This is a genomic window from Parerythrobacter aurantius, assembly GCF_045291475.1.
Taxonomy (GTDB): Bacteria; Pseudomonadota; Alphaproteobacteria; order Sphingomonadales; family Sphingomonadaceae; genus Parerythrobacter; species Parerythrobacter aurantius.
In genome coordinates this window covers 1934158-1953932 of the sequence record NZ_CP147985.1, presented here as the reverse complement: position 1 = coordinate 1953932, position 19775 = coordinate 1934158, and the positions used below count along the sequence as shown (strand labels likewise).

24 protein-coding genes are annotated in these 19775 nt (G+C 67.0%); 9 read left to right on the top strand and 15 right to left on the bottom strand.

The annotated features are described in order from the left end of the window. Positions 1-4: 4 nt before the first annotated feature. The 4 genes from WAB17_RS09720 to WAB17_RS09705 form a co-directional block, all read right to left on the bottom strand. Entirely contained in the window at positions 5-430 is a 426-nt protein-coding gene (locus WAB17_RS09720) for a hypothetical protein (protein WP_435417158.1), read from the bottom strand. A gap of 60 nt (positions 431-490) precedes the next feature. Then, positions 491-1183, bottom strand: a complete 693-nt coding sequence (locus WAB17_RS09715) for a DsbA family oxidoreductase (protein ID WP_435417157.1) — start codon at positions 1181-1183, stop codon at positions 491-493. Then, a complete protein-coding gene (gene nudC / locus WAB17_RS09710) occupies positions 1180-1974 on the bottom strand; it encodes an NAD(+) diphosphatase (RefSeq protein ID WP_435419368.1) in 795 nt (264 codons plus the stop codon). The genes WAB17_RS09715 and nudC overlap by 4 nt, the downstream gene beginning before the upstream one ends. Positions 1975-2060: 86 nt before the next feature. Further along, positions 2061-3368, bottom strand: coding sequence for a serine hydrolase domain-containing protein (locus tag WAB17_RS09705; protein WP_435417156.1), 1308 nt, complete (start codon positions 3366-3368; stop codon positions 2061-2063). Positions 3369-3490: 122 nt separating this feature from the next. On the opposite strand from WAB17_RS09705, the gene WAB17_RS09700 reads away from it, so the two are divergent. Then, positions 3491-3712 carry a hypothetical protein gene (locus tag WAB17_RS09700; RefSeq protein WP_435417155.1) on the top strand — a complete coding sequence of 74 codons (222 nt, stop codon included), beginning with the start codon at positions 3491-3493 and terminating at the stop codon, positions 3710-3712. Here the strand turns inward: WAB17_RS09700 and WAB17_RS09695 are convergent. Further along, a complete protein-coding gene (locus WAB17_RS09695; RefSeq protein WP_435417154.1) occupies positions 3709-4776 on the bottom strand; it encodes an A/G-specific adenine glycosylase in 1068 nt (355 codons plus the stop codon). The genes WAB17_RS09700 and WAB17_RS09695 overlap by 4 nt on opposite strands. Here WAB17_RS09695 and WAB17_RS09690 point away from each other — a divergent pair. From WAB17_RS09690 to smc, 4 genes are all read left to right on the top strand, one after another. After that, positions 4767-5333, top strand: coding sequence for a DUF721 domain-containing protein (locus tag WAB17_RS09690; RefSeq protein WP_435417153.1), 567 nt, complete (start codon positions 4767-4769; stop codon positions 5331-5333). The two genes, WAB17_RS09695 and WAB17_RS09690, sit on opposite strands and share 10 nt — an antisense overlap. Next, complete coding sequence (locus WAB17_RS09685) at positions 5330-6040, top strand: DsbA family protein (protein ID WP_435417152.1); 711 nt, start codon at positions 5330-5332, stop codon at positions 6038-6040. The genes WAB17_RS09690 and WAB17_RS09685 overlap by 4 nt, the downstream gene beginning before the upstream one ends. A 111-nt stretch (positions 6041-6151) precedes the next feature. Further along, complete coding sequence (locus tag WAB17_RS09680; RefSeq protein ID WP_435417151.1) at positions 6152-6901, top strand: thioredoxin domain-containing protein; 750 nt, start codon at positions 6152-6154, stop codon at positions 6899-6901. Positions 6902-6910: 9 nt separating this feature from the next. Beyond that, positions 6911-10333, top strand: coding sequence for a chromosome segregation protein SMC (gene smc / locus WAB17_RS09675; protein ID WP_435417150.1), 3423 nt, complete (start codon positions 6911-6913; stop codon positions 10331-10333). A gap of 12 nt (positions 10334-10345) precedes the next feature. Here the strand turns inward: smc and WAB17_RS09670 are convergent, their stop codons facing one another. The 5 genes from WAB17_RS09670 to rpmF all read right to left on the bottom strand — a co-directional run bounded on the left by WAB17_RS09670 (position 10346) and on the right by rpmF (position 13457). Beyond that, positions 10346-10759 (bottom strand): MerR family transcriptional regulator, encoded by a 414-nt coding sequence (locus tag WAB17_RS09670; RefSeq protein ID WP_435417149.1) that lies wholly within the window; start codon positions 10757-10759, stop codon positions 10346-10348. 2 nt (positions 10760-10761) lie between these two features. Beyond that, entirely contained in the window at positions 10762-11064 is a 303-nt protein-coding gene (locus tag WAB17_RS09665) for an integration host factor subunit alpha (RefSeq protein WP_435417148.1), read from the bottom strand. 158 nt (positions 11065-11222) lie between these two features. Continuing rightward, positions 11223-12188: a beta-ketoacyl-ACP synthase III gene (locus tag WAB17_RS09660; RefSeq protein ID WP_435417147.1), complete on the bottom strand. Its 966-nt coding sequence runs from the start codon at positions 12186-12188 to the stop codon at positions 11223-11225. Next, the gene (gene plsX / locus WAB17_RS09655) at positions 12185-13255 is read right to left on the bottom strand and encodes a phosphate acyltransferase PlsX (protein ID WP_435417146.1); all 1071 of its coding nucleotides are present in this window, start codon (positions 13253-13255) and stop codon (positions 12185-12187) included. The genes WAB17_RS09660 and plsX overlap by 4 nt, the downstream gene beginning before the upstream one ends. Positions 13256-13277: 22 nt before the next feature. Continuing rightward, a complete protein-coding gene (gene rpmF / locus WAB17_RS09650; RefSeq protein ID WP_234092927.1) occupies positions 13278-13457 on the bottom strand; it encodes a 50S ribosomal protein L32 in 180 nt (59 codons plus the stop codon). 237 nt (positions 13458-13694) lie between these two features. On the opposite strand from rpmF, the gene WAB17_RS09645 reads away from it, so the two are divergent. Continuing rightward, complete coding sequence (locus WAB17_RS09645) at positions 13695-14102, top strand: MAPEG family protein (protein WP_435417145.1); 408 nt, start codon at positions 13695-13697, stop codon at positions 14100-14102. Positions 14103-14124: 22 nt separating this feature from the next. On the opposite strand, the gene WAB17_RS09640 is transcribed toward WAB17_RS09645, so the two are convergent. Both WAB17_RS09640 and WAB17_RS09635 read right to left on the bottom strand, forming a co-directional pair. After that, on the bottom strand, positions 14125-14793 hold the full coding sequence (locus WAB17_RS09640; RefSeq protein WP_435417144.1) for an MBL fold metallo-hydrolase: 669 nt from the start codon (positions 14791-14793) through the stop codon (positions 14125-14127). 38 nt (positions 14794-14831) lie between these two features. After that, positions 14832-15512: a S24 family peptidase gene (locus WAB17_RS09635; protein ID WP_435417143.1), complete on the bottom strand. Its 681-nt coding sequence runs from the start codon at positions 15510-15512 to the stop codon at positions 14832-14834. 101 nt (positions 15513-15613) lie between these two features. Between WAB17_RS09635 and WAB17_RS09630 the strand changes: the two genes are divergently transcribed. Both WAB17_RS09630 and WAB17_RS09625 read left to right on the top strand, forming a co-directional pair. Beyond that, entirely contained in the window at positions 15614-15802 is a 189-nt protein-coding gene (locus WAB17_RS09630) for a hypothetical protein (RefSeq protein ID WP_435419367.1), read from the top strand. Further along, positions 15792-16151 carry a hypothetical protein gene (locus WAB17_RS09625; protein ID WP_435417142.1) on the top strand — a complete coding sequence of 120 codons (360 nt, stop codon included), beginning with the start codon at positions 15792-15794 and terminating at the stop codon, positions 16149-16151. Before WAB17_RS09630 ends, WAB17_RS09625 begins: the two co-directional genes overlap by 11 nt. A 70-nt stretch (positions 16152-16221) precedes the next feature. Here the strand turns inward: WAB17_RS09625 and WAB17_RS09620 are convergent, their stop codons facing one another. After that, a complete protein-coding gene (locus WAB17_RS09620; RefSeq protein ID WP_435417141.1) occupies positions 16222-17172 on the bottom strand; it encodes a D-2-hydroxyacid dehydrogenase in 951 nt (316 codons plus the stop codon). 66 nt (positions 17173-17238) lie between these two features. Between WAB17_RS09620 and WAB17_RS09615 the strand changes: the two genes are divergently transcribed. Continuing rightward, entirely contained in the window at positions 17239-17847 is a 609-nt protein-coding gene (locus WAB17_RS09615; protein WP_435417140.1) for a 2OG-Fe(II) oxygenase, read from the top strand. On the opposite strand, the gene WAB17_RS09610 is transcribed toward WAB17_RS09615, so the two are convergent. Together WAB17_RS09610 and cysS are read right to left on the bottom strand one after the other, a co-directional pair. After that, positions 17844-18284, bottom strand: coding sequence for an RES family NAD+ phosphorylase (locus WAB17_RS09610; protein WP_435417139.1), 441 nt, complete (start codon positions 18282-18284; stop codon positions 17844-17846). The genes WAB17_RS09615 and WAB17_RS09610 overlap by 4 nt on opposite strands. After that, positions 18281-19768 (bottom strand): cysteine--tRNA ligase, encoded by a 1488-nt coding sequence (cysS, locus tag WAB17_RS09605; protein ID WP_435417138.1) that lies wholly within the window; start codon positions 19766-19768, stop codon positions 18281-18283. Before cysS ends, WAB17_RS09610 begins: the two co-directional genes overlap by 4 nt. Positions 19769-19775 lie beyond the last annotated feature (7 nt).

The window sequence follows — 19775 nt, the reverse complement described above, 5'->3', positions numbered from 1 at the left end:
GCGACTAGCCAAGGTTTGCGAGCATGCCTCCGCAAGGCGCGGCCTTATCAGAAATACCGGAACGCTCTGTAATCGTCACAGATTTCGCGCCAACCTCAACCCTCTTCGGTATTTCTGTTCGCTCAGCCTCTTTGAAATCGATGGCCAACTCCGTTGGGGACAGCCAGCGGAGATTGACGCCCCAGCTACATTGGCTCCGAGCGGCTCCAAGAAGCTGACCGGCAGCGGCCACCTCACCGTCTTGCGACGCAGGCTCGAGTTCAATTTCGTAGCCATACGACGTAGTTGCGCCACCGTTTGTCTCGAACAAAACTGCACGAGTTGCACCATCAGGCGACGTGACAGCGGCGACCGGATCTCGACTGACTTCACCGGTCAGGTCGCAGCCAATCAGCATCAACAGCGGCGCGAGTATGATGACAGTGCGCATTTCCTGAAAATACCGGCACTCCCGAATGACCGCAATGGGGTCGCTATCTGACCTCCCCGCTCAGCCCGCGGCCACCTTCTCCGCCACCCGCCTGAGCGCAGTGACATAGGCCTCGGGCATCTGCGCGCCGGGGATGAGGAACTTGCCTTCGATCACCATGGCGGGGACGCCGGTGATGTTCATGTCCCATGCCTGCCGTTCCTCGGCGCGGACGCGGGCGGCGATGTCGGGGTCGGTCAGGGCCTCGAGCGCCCCGGCGCGCTCGAGGCCGACGCTCTCGGCCACATCGAGCAGCACGTCCCGCGCGCCGATATTGCGGCGCTCGTTGAAATGCGCGCGGAACAGCGCGAGCTTGAGCTCGGTCTGCTTCTCCGCACCGGCGGTATCGAGCGCCCAGGTCAGCAGGCAGTGCGCGGCGAAGGTGTTCCACATCATCGCGGGCGGTGCCTCTCCTTCTCCCTGGTAATCGAGCGAGACACCGGCCCCTTCGGCGATGCTCCGCATCTGCCCGCGCACCGCCGCGCCTTCTTCGGGCGTGCGGCCGTATTTGCGCTGGATATGCGCCGCCTGATCCTCGCCCGCCTCGGGCATGTCGGGGTTGAGTTCGAAGGCGTGCCAGCGGATCTGCGCATCGATCTCGCCCTCGAGCTGGCCCAGCGCTTTCCGGAGCTGGCCGTAGCCGATCGCGCACCAGGGGCACATCACGTCGGACCAGATATCGATCTGCAAGGTGCGGGGTGCGGTTTGCGTCATTGGGCGAGCCACCATTCTATCAGCGTATGGGCAATCGCATGGCGCGGCGGCGTGACGAAGGGGCCGTCGCCCGCCATGGAAGCCGCCACTTCCTCGCGGGTGAAGAAGCGCACCTCGGCCATTTCGGTCGTGTCGATCTCGAGCGCGTCGCTGAGCGCGTGGCTGTGGCAGCCGATCATCAGCTGGCTGGGGAAAGGCCAGGGCTGGCTGGCGATATAGGTCACGTCGCGGACGCGGACGCCCGCTTCCTCGAACACCTCGCGGGCAACGGCTTCCTCGATCGTCTCGCCCGGCTCGACGAAGCCGGCCAGCGCCGAGAAGCGTCCCTCGGGCCAGCCCTTGCCGCGCCCCAGCATCAGGCGGCCATCGTGTTCGGCCAGCATGATCGTGACCGGATCGGTGCGCGGGAAATGCTGCGCGCCGCAGGCGTCACAGCTCCGTTGCCAGCCGCCCTTGGCGGGCTTCGTGCCGTTGCCGCATTGCGCGCAGAAGCGGTGCCGCGCGTGCCAGTCGACCAGGCTGCGCGCCCCGCCATAGAGCGCGAGGTCGCCCGGCTCGAGGCTCGCCATCAGCGCCCAAAGCTGCGGATTGGCCATGCGCGGGCTGGCATCGCCCTGCGGAGGCACGGCGGCAAAGCACGCACGCTCCCCGCCGTCGGACCGGTCGAGGCCGAGGAACACCAGCTCGGCATCCTCCGCCGCATCGGCCAGGCTGCCCCAGGCGAGCCGTCCGTAATCGTCGAGCGAGGGCATCAGCGCATCGAGCGCCAGCAGCCGCGCCTTCCAGTTCATGTATCCCGCCAGCCGATCCGGATCGGCACGGACATGGTCCGCCCGGTCGAGCGGCGAGCCGCCGAAAGCTACCGGCGGGGCCAAGCCTACTGGCCCGCCATGGCGGCAAGATCGGCCGCCACCAGTTCGGGGAACTTGTTCTGGATCGTGTAGGCCTCGCTCGGCATGTACTGGGTGAACAATTGCGCGCGCAGGCCCCCATTGCCGAACTTGACGAAGGCCGCGGTGCCCGCCGCCCCGCCCCAGCCGAAGGCGTCGTCCATCACGCGGCCGCCGGCACCGAAGCCTTGCCCGGCCATCCAGGTACCCTCGACAGTTGCGGTTGCGGGAAGCAGGTTTCCGGTCGCCACGCGAACCGCAGCCTCGCTCATCACCCGCTTGCCGTCGATCATGCCGTAGCCGAGCAGCATGGCGAGGAAGCGGTCGTAATCGCGCGGGCTGGAGACGAGGCCGGCCCCGCCCATGGCGAACGGCGGTTCGTCGAGATAGATCGAGCTGGCGGCAGGGTCCATCGGCAGCGGGATGCCGCCGAGGATGCCGTAATTGGTGGTGAAGCGGCCGATCTCGCTCTGCGGGACCGAGAACCAGGTGCTGTCCATGCCACAGGGGTCGAAGATGCGGTCCTTCAGCACATCGGCGAAAGGCTTGCCCTCGGCGACTTCGATAACCCGGCCCAGGAGGTCGAGCCCCACCGAATAACCCCAGCGCGTGCCGGGCTGGCGCACCAGCGGCAATTTGGCGAGACCGTCGGCAAAGGCTTCGAGACTGCGCACCGGCTTGCCGCGGCTGAGACCGGGGATCGGGATACGGCTGACCTGTCCGGCGATGATCCCGGCGTCTTCCATCGCGGTCTTGATCGGGCCCTTCTGGATGATCGTATAGCCTAGGCCAGCCGTGTGGGTGAGCAGGTGACGCACCGTGATCGGCCGCACGGCGGGCTCCAGATTGTCCTCGGTAATGGCGCCGTCGTAAATCTTCTGCACCTTCATGTCGGCAAAGGCCGGCAGGATTTCCGCGATAGGCTGGTCGAGACCAAGCTTGCCGTCGTCGATCAGCATCATTGCGGCGATGCCGGTGACGGGCTTGGTCATCGAATAGATGCGATAGAGGCTGTCCATGTCGGCTTTCGCCGCACCGTCGAGTTCGAGCGTGCCGCGGGCGATCACCGTCGGCGCCTGCTGCCCCCAGCCGAAGGTCGCGATCATGTTGGCGACCTTGCCCTTGGCGACATAATCCTCGACCGTGGCAGTGACGGACGGCCACATCGCCGCGTTGCTCGCCAGCGCGCGGCTGAACGGCACCTGCGCTAGCGCCCCGGCGGCGGAAAGATACGCCCCGCCCCGCAGCAGCGCGCGGCGGGAAAGCTGGTCGGCGGCAAAATCGCGATAGGCCATGGGGGAAAGTCCTCGATCGAAACTGTTTGCGCTTCCTTGGGCGAAGCGCGAAATCGCGTCAATCGGGGTTTGCGCCTGAACGCGGGCTTGCAATGGGCGACCGTGCTACACATATAACACACATGCTCAACATCCTTGCGTATATCGTCGGCCTCGTCTCGCTCGTGATCGTGATCCCGGCCACCATTCCCCTGCTGGGCTGGGCCAACTGGCTGGCCCTGCCGCTGATCGTGATCGGCGTAGTGCTGGGCGCGCTGTCGTCGAGCAACGGCGGGCGCAATTTCTGCCTGATCGTCGGGCTGATTGCCGTCGTGCGCCTCAGCATCGGCGGCGGGATCGTCTAGCCCGCCAGCACGCACCTTGCCGCCTTGGCAAACAGGGTCGGCAGGCCGGCCTCTTCGATCCGTTCGAGCGGCCACCACTCGCCCTCGCCGGGCGGTTTTGCCGAGGGACCGGTGACAGCGAGGACTTCGAGTTCCAGCTCGAAATGGGTGAAGCCGTGCCGCACGATGCCGTGCGATTTGCGCTCGCCCTCGACCGGCGCCGCGCCGTCGCCGTCGCTCTTCGCACTCCACCCGTCATCGGGCAGCGCGCGCATCCCGCCCAGCATGCCGGTGCCTTCGCGGCGGACCAGCCAGACATGGCGCTCGCGCTCGATCCAGAAGGCGCGCCCCTGCCGCAGCGGCTTGGCCTTCTTCGCCGGCTTTACGGGAAAGCGTTCGGGCTCGATCGTGCGCGCCGTGCAATGCGCGGCGAGCGGGCACAACAGGCATTGCGGCTGGCGCACGGTGCAGACCTGCGAGCCAAGGTCCATCATCGCCTGCGCGAAATCGCCCGCGCGCTCTTCCGGCGTGATCGAATCGGTGGCGGCGCGGATCGCCCTGCGCCCCTGCGGCAGCGGCGTGTCGATCGCGAACAAGCGCGACACGACCCGCTCGACATTGGCATCGACCACCACCGCCCGCCGACCGAAGGCGATCGCGGCGATGGCCGCGGCGGTATAGTCGCCCACCCCTGGAAGCAGGCGCAGTCCGGCCTCGCTGTCGGGAAAGCCGCCGCGCTCGGCCACGGCCCGCGCGGCCTTCAGCAGGTTGCGTGCCCGCGAATAATACCCCAGCCCCGCCCAGGCCGCCATGACGTCCCCCTCTGGCGCGTTGGCAAGCGCCTCGACGGTGGGCCAGGTCGCGGTGAACCTGTCGAAATAGGGCTTCACCGCCGCAACCGTCGTCTGCTGCAGCATGATCTCGCTCAGCCAGACGCGGTAGGGGTCGGGCGCAGGCTCGCCCGGCCCCGCCCGCCACGGCAAATCGCGCGCATGGCGGTCGTACCAGCGCAGGAGCGCGCCGGAGATAGTCGGCTCGATGGCGTTGTCGCTGGCAGTCACGCGCCGCCTATGGCATGGGCGCATCCGCGATGGAACGTGGCAAGAAGACCAATGCCCCGAAGGCCTCGGGCAGCAAGGCGGTAGGCCGAGAATATACGCGTCCGCGCGGCGGCATGGCCAAGGCCGTGGGCGACCTGATGCCGCAGATCGGGCGCACGGCTTTCCGCCGGTTCGGCTTCGTGCAAAGCTCGGTGGTTACCCGCTGGCCGGAAATCGTCGGCGAGCGGCACGCCAAGGTGTGCGCGCCCGAGGCGATCCGCTTCCCCCCCGGCGAAAAGGCCGACGGCATCCTGCAACTGGTCGTACTGCCGGCCCATGCCCCGATCATCCAGCACGTCATCCCTGAAATCGTCGAGCGGGTTAACCGGTTCTTCGGCTATAATGCGGTGGCGCGGGTGAAGCTGCGGCAAGGCGCGGTTAAGGCGAACGATGCTGATAGCCGCCCGGTGGCGCCGCCGTCGCTGAAACCCATCCCGATGGAACTGGGCGAATCCCTGCGCGATATCGGCGACCCGGAAATGCGCGCCGTGCTCGAAGGGCTGGCGCGCAGCCTGGGGCAACAGGAGGAACGAGAGCAATGACACTGCGGCAGCTTGCGCTTCGCGCGACCGGTGCCGGGCTGGCGATCTTCGCCGGGGTGGCCTTGTCGGCCCAGACGCAGAACTGGGTCAATACCGTCGAACGCGGCGAGGCCTCGCACGTGATCGGCGATCCGGCCGCGCCGCGGCTGCTGACCGAATTCGTCAGCTACACCTGCCCGGCCTGTGCCAATTTCTCGCGCACGGGCGAAGAGGTGGTGAAGCTGGGCTATGTCGCGCCGGGCAAGGTCAGGTTCGAGGTCCGCTACATCCAGCGCAACGAAATCGATATCGCCATGACCATGGCGGCGTGGTGCGGCGGGAAGGACAAGTTCAAGGGCAACCACACCGCGATCATGTGGTCGCAGCCGCAGTGGCTGCCCAAGGCGCAAAAGCCGACGGCACAACAGCAGACGCGGTGGTTTACCGGTCCGGGCCCGGCCAAGCGGCGCGCCATCATGTGGGATCTCGACATCTACCAGTTGCTGGAGCCGCGCGGGATCAGCCGCGGCGATCTCGATGCCTGCATGGCCGACGACCGGTTCGCAGCGAAGCTATCCGCCACCTCCACCGCCGACATGGCGAAATACGGGATCAACAGCACGCCCAGCTTCGCGCTCGACGGCAAGACCCTGCCAAAGGTGCACGACTGGTCCTCGCTGGCTCCGGTGCTGGCGGGTGTCCCCTCGCCACTCTACGGCCCGCAGTGATGCGCGCCTGTGGGAAGCCCTGTGGATACTAATCCTGTTTGCCGCCCCCGCCCTTTCCACCCCGCGATTCTCGCGTCTAGCCTCCCCCATTCGACAAAGGACCCTGCTACCATGACGATCCTGCGCCGCTCTCTGATCGCAACCTTGGCTGCGCCGCTTGCCCTCGCGCTTGCGGCTTGCGGCTCCGACGCCGGGACCGAGGCTTCGCTGGAAGGCGAACCCGTCGCCGCTGTCGCGCCCCCGGCCGGCAAGCAGTGGTCGGAAGTCACCACGGTGACGCAGTACGACGGTTACCAGATCGGCAATCCGGACGCGCCGATCAAGCTGGTCGAATACGGCTCGCTCACCTGCGGCGCCTGCGCCAACTTCACCCAGACCGGCTTCGAACAGCTACGCGAAAAATACATCGATACCGGCAAGGTCAGTTTCGAGGTGCGCAACCAGGTCCACAACGGCATCGACCTGATCCTCGCGCGGCTCGTCCGCTGCAGCGGACCGGAAGCCATGGTGCCGCTGTCGGAACAGGTGTGGATGAACCTCGAAACCGTGCTGGGCGGCGCGCAGCAGAACCAGGCCGGGCTCGAACAGGCCATGGCGCTGCCCGAAAGCCAGCGTTTCGCCGCTGCGGCCGAGGCTGCCGGCCTGCTCGACTTCTTCGCCGCCCGCGGGCTCAGCCGCGACCAGGCCAAGACCTGCCTTGCCGATGTCGATGCGGTCAAGGCGATTGCCGACCGGTCCGACAAGCAGAGCCAGGAATTCGACGTCACCGGTACGCCGACCTTCTTCGTGAACGGCCGCAAGGTGGAAGAAAACAGCTGGGCCAAGCTGGAACCCATCCTCCAGCGCGCCGGGGCCCGGTAAGGCGACCAGATGCAGATCCGGCGGCTCAAGCTTAGCGGTTTCAAAAGCTTCGTTGAGCCTGCCGAACTGCGGATCGAGCCGGGGCTGACCGGCGTTGTCGGCCCCAACGGATGCGGCAAGTCCAATCTGCTCGAAGCGATCCGCTGGGTCATGGGGGAAACCTCGGCCAAGTCGATGCGCTCGGGCGAGATGGACGATGTCATCTTCGCCGGCACCGAAACCCGCCCACAGCGCGATTTCGCAGAGGTCGTCCTCCAGGGAACCGACAGCGACGGCGAGGAGCTGGAAGTCACCCGCCGGATCGAGCGCGGCGCAGGCAGCGCCTACCGCGTCAACGGTCGCGATGTCCGCGCCAAGGACGTGGCGCTCACCTTCGCCGATGCCGCCACCGGGGCGCACAGCCCGGCGCTGGTGAGCCAGGGCAAGATCGCGCAGGTCATCTCCGCCAAGCCGGTCGAACGGCGGATGATGCTGGAAGAAGCCGCCGGTATCGCGGGCCTGCACGTGCGCAAGCGCGATGCCGAGAGCAAGCTGCGCTCGACCGAGAAGAACCTCGAACGGCTCGAAGACCTGATGGCCGGGCTCGACAGCCAGATTTCTTCGCTGCGGCGGCAGGCAAAGCAGGCCGAACGCTACACCAAGCTGACCGACGAGATCTCGCTTGCCGAAGCGCGGCTGGTGTTCGCCCGCTGGCGCGATGCGGCGGCGGCGGCGGAAGCGGCGCAGGCCGAGGCCAAGGCTTCGGACGAACGCGTGGCGGCCGCGCAGGCGGCGGTGGAAGCGGCGCAGAAGGCGCAGCGCGAAGCCGCCGAAAAGCTCGCCGAAGCCCGCGAGGAACAGGCCGACCGGCGCGACGATGCCAGTGCGCACGGACACCGCATGGCGGCGCTGACCAGCCAGCTGGACGCCGCCGAACAGCGGCTCGCCGATCTCGACCGGCAAAAGGCGCGGCTGGAGGAAGACCGGGTCGAAGCTGACCGGATGACCCGCGACGCCGCCGATGCTCTCAAGCGGCTGGAGCAAGACCTGCTGGCGGGCGAAGCCTTGCTGGCCGAGGACGAGGCACGCCGCCCCGCCCTCGCCGCCAGGCTGGAAGACTCGGAACGCGCCAGCCGCGGTGCCGAACTGGCGCTGGCCAAGGCGACTGCCGACCACGCCGGGGTCGAGGCCGAATGGCGCGTCGCGGGTGCCGCGATCGAACAGGCCGAGGCGCGGCTGGCCCGGCTCGACCGCGATGCCGAGCGACAAGCGCAGACGCGGGCGGCGCTGGCCGAAGGCGGCGATCCGGAGGTTGCGGTCGAGCAGGCCAAGGCTGCGGCAGAGGCTGCTACCCGCGAACTCGCGCGCCTTCGCGACGAGCTGGAGGCGCAGCGGAGCCGCAAGGAAGCGCTGCAACAGGCGCGCGACGCCGCCGCCGATGCTCTCTCCGCCGCTCAGGCCGAACTTGCGGGTCTGGAGCGCGAATTTGCCGCGCTCGACCGTGACCGGCAGGCGCGCGAGAAGCAGGCCGCGGGGCGACAGGGACTGCCCGCCGCCCTCGACAGGATCCGCGCCGCACCAGGATACGAACGCGCAGTTGCCGCAGTGCTGGGGCGCGACGGCAAGGCCCCGCTGGGCAGGCCGCAAGGCGATCCCGAGGGCAGCTTCTGGACCGGCCGCGAGGCACCGAAGCAGGTATCCGATAGCCTCGCCGCGCATGTGCTCGACTGCCCGCCGCAGCTCGCCGCGCGGCTGGCGCTGGTCCATGTCGTGGATAGCGACGACGGCCGGGTGCTCAATCCGGGCGAATGGCTGGTGACCAAGGGCGGCGCGCTGCGCCGCTGGGACGGGCTGGTGGCGCGAGGGCAAGGAGCGGCGGAAGCGGCGCGGCTCGAAGCGGCAAACCGGCTGGCCGAACTGGAGGCAGCGCTCCCGGCCAAGCGGGCTGCCCGCGAAGACGCGCAGGCGGCGCAGGCCAGGGCGCAGGACGAGTTGACCGAACTCCAGCGCGCTCTGGTTGCGGCCGAACGCGGTGTCGGCGAAGCCGCCGAGCGCGAGCGGCAGGCGCTCCGCGCGCTCGACCAGGCCGAGGCGGCGCGCGAACGCGTCGCGGCGCGGCTGGAAGAAGTCAAGGAAAGCGAAGCCGACCTTGCCGATCAGCGCAAACAGGCCGAGGCCGAGCTTGCCGCCGCACAGGACAAGCGCGCTGCCCTGCCCGACCCGGCCGCCGGTCGTGCCCAGCTCGAAGCAGCACAGGCCAAGAACGATGCCGCCCGTTCCGCCATGCAGGCCTCCACCGCCGAACTCGCCGCGCACGACCAGGGCCTTGCCGTCGCGCGCGAACGCACAGCCTCGCAGCGGGCCGAACGGTCGAGCTGGCAGGTCCGTTCAGGGGAGGCAGCGCAGCGGCTGGCAGGGATGGAAGCGCGTTTCGACGAGATCGAGGCCGAACGCGCCGTGACCGCCGCCAAGCCCGAAGGGCTGATGCGCGAGATCGAGCAGGGCGATATTGTCCGCAACCGGCTGGGCGAGGAACTGGCCGCCGCCAATGCCGCGGTCGAGGAAGCGCAAGGCCTCGCCAATTCCGCCGACCGCGAACTGACTGATACGACCGAGCGCCTGGCCACCACCCGCGAAACCCGCGCTACCCTGGTCGCGCGGGCCGAGAACGAGGAATCGCGCCGCGCCGAAATGGCGCGCATTTCGGGCGAGCGCTTCCAGTGTCCGCCGCCGCTGCTGGCGGAGAAATTCGCCTTCGAGGCCGAGCGGGTCCAGTCCAAGGAAGCCGAGGCCGAGGAAATGGACCGGCTGGTCGCCAGCCGCGAGCGGATCGGCCCGGTCAACCTGGTCGCCGCCGACGAACTGGCGCGGATCGAGCAGGAGCACGGCGCCAGCGCCGCCGAACAGGCCGAACTGGTCGAGGCCGTTCACCGCCTGCGCGGCAGTATCGGCAACTTGAACCGCGAAGGGCGCGAGCGGCTGCGGGTCGCCTTCGAACAGGTCAACGAACACTTCCAGGTGCTCTTCGCCAAGCTGTTCCAGGGCGGCCATGCCCATCTGGCGCTGATCGACAGCGACGATCCATTGGAGGCTGGCCTCGAAATCTACGCCCAGCCACCGGGCAAGAGGCTGCAATCGCTCACCCTGCTGTCGGGCGGCGAACAGGCGCTGACCGCCACCGCGCTGATCTTCGCCCTGTTCCTGACCAACCCGGCGCCGATCTGCGTGCTCGACGAAGTCGATGCGCCATTGGACGATGCCAATATCGACCGCTTCTGCGACCTGCTCGATTCGATGGTGCAGGAAACCGACACCCGCTACCTCATCGTCACGCACAACGCCGTGACCATGAGCCGCATGCACCGGCTGTTCGGCGTCACCATGGTCGAACGCGGCATCAGCCGCCTCGTCAGCGTGGACCTGCAGGAAGCCGAACTGATGGCGGCGGAATAAGCGGCAGGCGCGTCAGGCGCCGACCGCCGCGGCGAGCCGCGCCCGGATATCGTTGAGTTCCGTGATGATTTCAGGAGCAGCCGATGCCGCAGGCGCCGTGCCGACAGGGCCAGTCTCAGGTGCGGTCGCGCTTGGCGCTGGCGCCGGCTGGACCGTGGCGCCGCTGGCCGTCTTGCCTTCCGCGATCGCCTGCCGCGCCCCTTTCAGCGTGTAGCCTTCACGATTTACCAGCCGGTCGATCGTCTCGACCAGCGCAACGTCTTCGGGCCGGTAATAGCGCCGGCCGCCGCTGCGCTTCAGCGGCTGCAGCATGGGGAACTGGTCTTCCCAGTACCGCAGGACATGGGCCTTGAGGCCGAGGGCCTGCCCCAGTTCGCCGATGGTGCGCAGCGCGCCGTCTTCCTTGCCATCGTCGAATGCGGTCACGGTCAGCCTCCTTTGGCGATACGTTCCCGTAATAGCTGGCTGGCGCGGAAAGTCATGACCCGGCGCGGAGTTATCGGCACTTCGACACCCGTCTTCGGGTTGCGGCCGATGCGTTCCTTCTTGTCGCGCAGCACGAAGCTGCCGAAGCCCGAAATCTTGACGTTTTCCCCGCGTTTGAGGGCGTCGGTCATATGGCCCAGGATGGATTCGACCATGTCGAGCGATTCCGCCCGGCTGAACCCCATTTTCCTGTTGATGGCTTCCGCCAGATCTGCCCTTGTCAGCGTTCCCACCGATCGCGACATGTGCTTGTCTCCCTATCGATCCCTTTCGTGGCGCGACCCAGGCATTCGTAATGCTGGGAAACTACAGAAGCCCACCCGATTCCGCAACGCATGAACGAAAGAAATCCTTTGCGGGCACTGATTTAGCCCGCACTGCCGCCATCCGACCTGGGCCTGATTTACATCCGCGCGAGGCACGCACCCCAGGTAAATCCGCCTCCCATGGCTTCGAACATTACCAGATCGCCGGGTTGGATGCGCCCGTCGCGCACCGCCGTGTCGAACGCCAGCGGCACCGAAGCCGCCGAGGTGTTGGCATGGCGATCGACCGTCACCACCACCTTTTCCATCGGCAAGCCCAGCTTGCGAGCCGTCGCATCGAGGATACGGGCATTTGCCTGGTGGGGCACGACCCAGTCGATGTTGTCGGCCGTCACACCCGCCTCGTCCAGCACCTCGTTGAGCACATCGGCGAGGTTGACCACCGCGTGGCGAAACACCTCGCGGCCCTTCATCCTGAGATGGCCGACCGTCTGCGTGGTCGACGGCCCGCCATCGACATAGAGCAGATCGTGCTGCGCCCCGTCGGCATGCAGCCGGGTAGCAATGATCCCCGGGCCGTCAGCAGTACCCTCGACAGCTTCCAGCACCACTGCCCCGGCTCCGTCGCCGAACAGCACGCAGGTGGTGCGGTCGTCCCAGTCGAGGATGCGGCTGAAGGTTTCCGCCCCGATCACCAGCGCCGTCTTCGCCGCGCCGGTACGTAGCAGCGCATCGGCGGTCGTCAACGCATAGAGGAAGCCCGAACACACCGCCTGCACGTCGAACGCGATGCAGCCATGCGCGCCGAGCGCGTGCTGCACCTTCGTGGCGGTCGCGGGGAAGGTGTTGTCGGGCGTGGCCGTGGCGAGCACGATCAGACCGATATCCCTGCCGTCGATTCCGGCAGCATCGAGTGCCTCGCGGGCCGCATCGATGGCGAGCGTCGAGGTCGTCTCGCCCTCGCCGGCGATATAGCGCTGGCGGATGCCGGTCCGCTCGACGATCCATTCGTCGCTGGTATCGACCTGCGCCGCCAGTTCGGCATTGGTGACGACCCGCCGCGGCAGGGCGGAACCGCTGCCACGGATGACGGAGCGGATCACTTGCCCGCGTCTCCGGTCGTGCTGCCGTTGCCGGTCGCATGCCACATTCGGTCGCCAAGTTCGGCGAGGTCGGAGGCGATGCGCTTGGTCAAATTGTCCTCCAGCAGCCGCGCCGCGACGGCGACGGCATTGGCGACACCGGAGGCGTTCGCACTGCCGTGGCTCTTCACTACCACGCCGTTGAGGCCGAGGAAGACCGCGCCGTTGTGGTTGTTGGGATCAAGATGATGGCGCAGCAGCTCGGTCGCCGGACGCGAGACGAGGAAACCGAATTTCGACCGGACCGAACTGGTGAAGGCGCGGCGCAGCAGGTCGGTGACGAAACGCGCCGTTCCCTCGATCGCCTTCAACGCGATATTGCCGGAAAAGCCGTCGGTAATGACGACATCGACCTCGCCGCGGTTGATCTTGTCCGATTCGATGAAGCCGTCGAACTGCATGTCGAGACCGGTGGCCTCCTGCAGCTGCGCGGCGGCTTCGCGCAGGCGGTCGAAGCCTTTGATCTCTTCCGTGCCGATGTTGAGCAGCCGCACGCGCGGCTTCTCGCGCCCGGTCAGGATGCGCGAATAGGCCGCGCCCATGATCGCGAACTGGACGAGGTTGCGCGCGTCCGCCTCGGTATTGGCGCCGAGGTCGAGCATGATGACGTCGTTGTCGCCCAGTGTCGGCATGATCCCGGCGAGCGCGGGCCGGTCGATCCCGGGCATGGTGCGTAGCGCCAGCTTGCTCATCGCCATCAGCGCGCCGGTGTTCCCGGCGCTGACCGCGGCACCCGCATCGCCGACCTTCACCGCGTTTACCGCGAGGCCCATGCTGGTGGTCTTGGCCCGGCGCAGCGCCTGCGTCGGGATCTCGTCGCCGCCCACGACATCGTCGCAATGGAGGATTTCGGAGGCCGCCCGCAAGTTGGGATGCGTCGCCAGGCCGCGCTCGATGCGCTCCTGGTCGCCGACCAGCAGGAACTTGAACCGGTCGTGCCGACGGCGGGCCTCGGCCGCACCGTCGATCATCACGCGCACGCCTTCATCACCGCCCATCGCATCGATGGCGATACGCGGCAGGCTCATGGCGCTCTCCAGCTAAAGTGGATTAAAGGCTCGGGGCGAGGACTTCGCGGCCGTTGTAGAAGCCGCAGTGACCGCACAGGTTGTGCGGACGCTTGAGTTCGCCGCAGTTGCTGCATTCGTGGAAGGCTTCGACCTTCAGCGAATCGTGCGAACGGCGGTTGCCACGGCGATGCGGCGATACTTTTCTCTTAGGGACAGCCATGGCGGCACCTGTTCCTTGAATTCGTTCAAATTGTCTAAGTCAAAGCCGCACTAGGCGAAGCCACCGCAGCGCACAAGTGCGCCGGTACCGGAGGGCCGACCCTGACGGGAAGACGCGCCCTATAGCCGAATCCTGCCGACTTGCAAGCCATCACCGGACCTTTCGCGTCGCGCGATTGCGAAGGGTCGCGGCAAGGGGTAGCGAACCGAAACCGAAGCGGAAAGGGAGAGTTCCGTCATGCTAAGCGTCACCGCCGTCCTGCCTGTCACCCTGTGCGCCGCAGCCGCGGCCGCGATCATCAATATCTGGCTCGGCATCCGCGTCGGGCAGTTGCGCGGCAAGCTGAAGGTCTCGATCGGCGACGATGCCGGCGGCCCGCTCACCGCGCGGATGCGCGCGCAGCTCAATTTCGTCGAGAACACCGTCTTCGTGCTGGTGCTGATCGCCGCCATCGAACTGGCCGGGCGCGGCGAGCCCTGGCTGGCCTGGGTCGCGGCGATCTACATGCTCGGTCGCGTGGCCCATGGCCTTGGCATGGACGGCGGCGCTTTCGGCAAGGGGCGCATGGTGGGCACGCTGATCACGATGCTCACCCAGCTCGGCCTCGCCGTAGTAGCGGTGCTGATCGTGCTGGGGGTGATGTAGTCCTCCCCAGAATGGGGAGGAATTATCCCAGCATATAATCGCTGACGAACTGGTTGGTCTTGCGTTCCTGGCCGAAGGTGCTCGTCGGGCCGTGGCCGGGAATGAAGGTCACGTCATTGCCCAGCGGCCACAGCTTCTGGGTGATCGCGTCGATCAGGTCCTGATGGTTGCCCATCGGGAAATCAGTGCGGCCAATGCTGCCCTGGAACAGCACATCGCCGACCACGGCAAAGCGGCTCGGCGCGTGGTAGAAGACCACATGGCCGGGGGTGTGGCCGGGGCAGTGGATGACGTCGAGTTCCAACTCGCCAACCGTGACCTTGTCGCCATCCTCGAGCCAGCGATCGGGTTCGAACACCTCACCCCGGATGCCGTATTTCGCGCCATCCTCGTCCAGCCGGCTGATCCAGAACCGGTCGGCCTCGTGCGGACCCTCGATCGGCACGCCCAGCTCCTTCGCCAGCACGCCTGCCTCGCCGCAATGGTCGATATGGCCGTGGGTGATGAGGATCTTTTCGAGCTCGACCCCGGTCTTCTCCAGCCCCAGCTTGAGCCGGTCGAGATCGCCGCCCGGATCGATCAGCGCCGCCTTGTTGGTCTTGGTGCACCATATCAGCGAGCAGTTCTGCTGGAGGGGCGTGACGGGAATGATCCCCGCCTTCATCGGCGGCTGGGTGGTGGTTTCGGTCATGCCGGGGATGTGGCTCGGCTGGCCGCGAAGCGCAAGGGTCACACCCGCCCGCTCTTCCACACCACCCGGCCGATCACGTCGACCTCGTCCAACGGCAGTTCGAGCGGCGGATAGGACAGGTTCTGGCTCAGCAGGCTGACCCGGTCCTGGCCTGCCCGTGCGAGGCGCTTGACGCTGAGCGCATCGCCCACGCGGACCACGTGGATGCCGTCGCGCCAGGGGCCGGGGGTGCGGTCGATCAGGACTTCGTCGCCATGGCGCAATAGCGGCTCCATCGAATCGCCCTCCACCGTCACTGCACTGAGCATCTTCGGGTCGAGCCCGTTGTCGCGCAGCCAGCGGCCCGAGAAACCGAAATTGTCGAACGGCGTCTCCCCGCCCGCGAACTGGCCGGGCCCCGCCGAGACTGCGATGGCAAGGCGCGGGACGGCGACGAAGTCCTCGCCCCGCACGGACCGGGCGGTATTGTAGGATTTTTCCTCGGAAGCGCCGAGCTCGGACTCGCTGATCCCGAAGAATCCGGCCAGCGTGCGGCGGTCGCCCTCTTCCAGCTTGCGCGGACTGCCCTTGCGAATGAATTGCTGCAGATAGCTGGAATTCCGCCCGATCAAGGCAGAAAGCCGGGACAGGCTGATGCCCGAATTGTCCGAAAGCGCCAGCAATCGCTCGCGCACATCCACGCCAACGGGGTCCCGTGCCGTATCGCTACTGTCCGTCATTCTTCCTACATAGACGAAAGATTTTTCCTAGACAAGTAGGATTTGGCCACGCACGAATCATGGAACGGACGGCGAATCGGCTTGGAGGTTCAAAGGGTCAAATGCTCATCAGACGGATCGAAAAATTCCTGCGCGAACACGATATGCCGGCCACGAAATTCGGCCGGCTGGCGACGCATGACCCGCGTTTCGTGCTCGACCTTCGTAACGGCCGGATGCCGCGCACCGATATGGAACGGCGCGTCGACGGCTTTATGCGCAGCTACGGGGAGATGCGTCATGCGGGCTGATCCGATCGCTCTTTCGCCCGCCCCGCGACCCGCGCGTCGCTCCACGGGGGAACGTCTGCGCGGCGCAATGCTGGCCTTGGCCGGAGGACATGGCGAGTTCCTGCTCCATGCCGAAACCGCCTGGGCCAGCATCACCTTTGCCGGGACGCGGCATCGGTTGCGGATCGCCTTCGAAGGCGAAGCGGCTGTCGAGGCAGGGGAGGACCTGGTCGCCGCCCTGCCCGAACATGAGTTTGCCATCCCGCGCCAGCTAGTCGCCGATGCGACAGTATGCGGGGTGGAAAACACCCTGCTCCCCACACCGCGCATGGTGGTGGAGTGCGAGCTGTTGCTGCTGGAGGATGCCTAGGCGCAGCAGCGTGATGATTGTTGGGTTAAGGTGTGAACTTAGTGTGACCTTCCGCTGCCGTCGCGGGCGCTCAATAGCCCAAAGTCAGGTCGAACCGCGGCTCGACCGGCTCGCCCGCGACATAGCGGTGGCAGTTCGCCACGAACCTTTCCGCCGAGCGCTGGAACATCTTCGTCTGCGCCCGGCCGGACAAATGCATGGTGACATGGGCGTTGCCCAGCGACCATAGCGGATCGTCGGCGGGGAGCGGTTCGGGCGTCGTAACGTCGAGGAACGCCCCGCCGATGGCCTTGGCCTCGAGCGCGGCCACCAGCGCGGACTGGTCGACGACCTCGCCGCGCGCGATATTGACCAGCACGGCGCTCGATTTCATCGCCGCCAGTTCCGCGGCACCGATCATGCCGCTGGTTTCCGGCGTGGCGGGCACGGCGAGGATGACCCAGTCGAACTCGCCCAGCTTGCTGCGCCACTGGTCGGGCGTCAGCACGCCTTCGTCTCCGTTTCCTTTGGCGGAGCGCCGGACCACCGTCACCGCGACATCGAAGGCCTCCAGCCGCGGCTTGATCAGTTGTCCGATCGCCCCGTAGCCGAGCAGCAGCGCTTTCGATCCGGCCAGTTCGATCTTGCCCGGCGAATCCGCCAGCCATTCGTGCCGGTCCTGCGCGCGGACCACTTCGCGGTAGCCCTTGGCGTGGACCAGCATCCCCATCACGACATATTCGGCGATGGTGATGGCGTTGATGCCGACGCCGTTGGTGACCGTAACCCCCCGTTCCAGCATCAGTTGCTGCGGCAGGAAGTCGAGCCCGGCGTAGATCGAGCTGAACCACCTGAGCTTCTCCGCCCTCGTGACGGCCTCGACCATCGTCGCCTTGTCGTCGAGATCGAACCAGCCGATCTCGGCCTCGGGAGCGAACGCCAGCAATTCCTCGACAGAGGTGAAGAACTTCGCTTCAATGCCGGGCGGCAGATGCGGTTCGACCAAGGGACGGACGAGAGCGGACAGGACGGCAACGGGCATGCGGCACCTCTGGCATTATCTTCGGCGGGCCTGTCCTAGCGCGAACGGGCTTGCGGGCAACCGGCGATGAACGCAGCCGGCCTGCCGCGCCACGCGGTGATCGACGATTTCCTCGAGCAGGCGGTGGCACAGCAGCTGCTTGATCATGCGCTGGGCGGGCAGGGGCTGTTCGAACCGGCCGTGGTAACGGACCGCGGATCCTACCTTGTATCGGCGGAACACCGCCAGGCTTGCTCGACGTCCCACCTCGGACCCGCTGGCAGCCGCTTCATCGCCGCGGTCGAAGCGCATTTCGAACCGCTGTGCGCCGCGCTCGGCCTCGCCCCCTTCCCCATTATGGCGTGGGACGTGGAGATGGCCGCGCACCGCGACGGCGGCTTCTTTCGCGAACACATCGACACCATGACGGCCGAGAACCGCGAGACCCAGCCTGGCGACCGTATCATCAGCCTGGTCTGCTACCTGCACCGCCCGCGCGCCGCGTTCACCGGCGGCGATCTGGTACTGAAACCGTTCGTCGGCAACGCAGGCGAAGCGCGGATCGCGCCGCGGCACAACCGCCTGGTCGCCTTCCCCTCCTTCGCGCGTCACGAGGTCGAGCCGATCCGCGTGCCCGGCGACGCGTGGGAGGACGCGCGCTTCTCGATCAACTGCTGGCTGCTGCGGGCGCGCTAGGCGCCGGGCGGCAGGCTCAGCGTGGTTCGAAAGTCGAACGGGCGCGACACCAGCGACGGAACCCGCGCCGCATCGGGATGCGCCGGGTTCATCATCACAACGTCGGCTTCGGGCAGGACGGCGGATTGCACCGCCGCCAGCAGCGAGCGGCCCGAGGCGAGCCAGTCGTCGCCGATGCGGCGCTTCTCCGCCTGGTCGTGGGCAAAGGGCAGGCGTTCGGGGACAGCATCGATCTCGGTCCAGCCGAGCAGGTAGTCGTCGTCGATGCCGGCAAGGTCGCGCGGCAGGTAGCGCAGCACCACCAGCACCGCGAGGCCGGACTCGGAAGCGAAGTTCACCACCGGCCGCCCCGCCGAGACCCACCGCGCGCCATGCTTCTCCGGTCCCGACCCGTCGAGCGCCAGGTAAGGCGCGCGGGTGAGCCGCCAGAGCTTCAAGAGAGCTTCCACTCCCAGCCGAGCGGGTCGCCGTCCATCACTTCGACGCCCTTGGCCGCGAGTTCGTCGCGCAGCGCGTCGGAGCGGGCGAAGTCCTTGGCGGCGCGGGCCTCCTTGCGCTCGGCCAGCGCGGCTTCGATCTCGGCTTCGGTGATCTGCGCCTCCTTGGGTCGGATGCGCAGGTCGGCGCGGGTAAGCCCGAAAAGGTTTAGGCCGAGCACGGCATCCATCCGCTCGATCACAGCTCGCTTGATGCCGTCATCGACCTTCTTGGTCGCCAGCGCATCTTCGAGCGCGGTGACGGCGACGGCAGTATTGAGATCGTCGGCCATCGCCTCGTCGAACTTGGCCAGCGCGGGCGCAAACTTGGGATGATCAGTGGTGCCGCCGGCCGCCGCATCGGCCAGCCGCTCGACCGCCATCACCATCCGCTTCAGCCGCACAAGCGCCGCTTCCAGCCCCTCCCAGCTGAACTCCAGCTCGCTACGGTAATGCGCCTGCAGGCACATCATGCGGTAGGCGAGCGGGTGGAAACCCTTGTCGACCAGCAGTTGCAACCGCAGAAACTCGCCCGAGGACTTGGACATCTTCCCCGACCGTTCGACCAGGAAGTTGTTGTGCATCCAGATTGTCGCGCCGGAATTGCGCGCGTCGTCGAGGCCCCCAGAGTCCTTGGCGTTGCAGCAATAGGCCTGGTTCTGCGCGATCTCGTTCGGGTGGTGGATCTCGCGGTGGTCGATCCCGCCGGTGTGGATGTCGAAGGGAAAGCCCAATAGCGCCTCGCCCATCACGGAGCATTCGAGATGCCAGCCCGGCGCGCCCTTGCCCCAAGGCGAATCCCATTCCATCTGCCGCGTCTCGCCCGGCGGGGTCTTGCGCCAGATAGCGAAATCGGCGGCGTTGCGCTTGCCTTCGACGCTCTCGATCCGGCCTTCGCCGTCCTCTGTGACGGCACGCGCCAGCCGGCCATAGTCGGCCACGGTCGAGACATCGAAATAGAGCCCGCTGTCGAGTTCATAGCAATGCTCGGGCGCGATCCGCTTGCCCCACTCGATCATCGCCGCGACATATTCGGTCGCGCGCGGGTGTTGCTTGGGCTGCACGTTGAGCCGGGCCAGATCGCGCTCGAAATCCTCCTGGTAGAATTTCGCGATATCCCACGCGCTCTTGCCCTCGCGCGCGGCCATCTTCTCCATCTTGTCCTCGCCCTCGTCGGCGTCGGAAGTGAGGTGGCCGACATCGGTGATGTTGATGACGTGGGTGAGCTTGTAGCCCTTCCACTGCAACGTCCGCCCCAGCGTGTCCGCAAACACGTAAGCGCGCATGTTGCCGATGTGCTGGTAGTTGTAGACCGTCGGCCCGCAGGAATAGACCCGCGCCTCCGGCGGTTGAGCCGGATCACCAACAACGCCGGTGTGGACGGGCTGGAACTCCTCCAGCTGGCGGGTCAGGCTGTTGAACAGCTTGAGGGGGGTGTCGGTCATGGTGGCG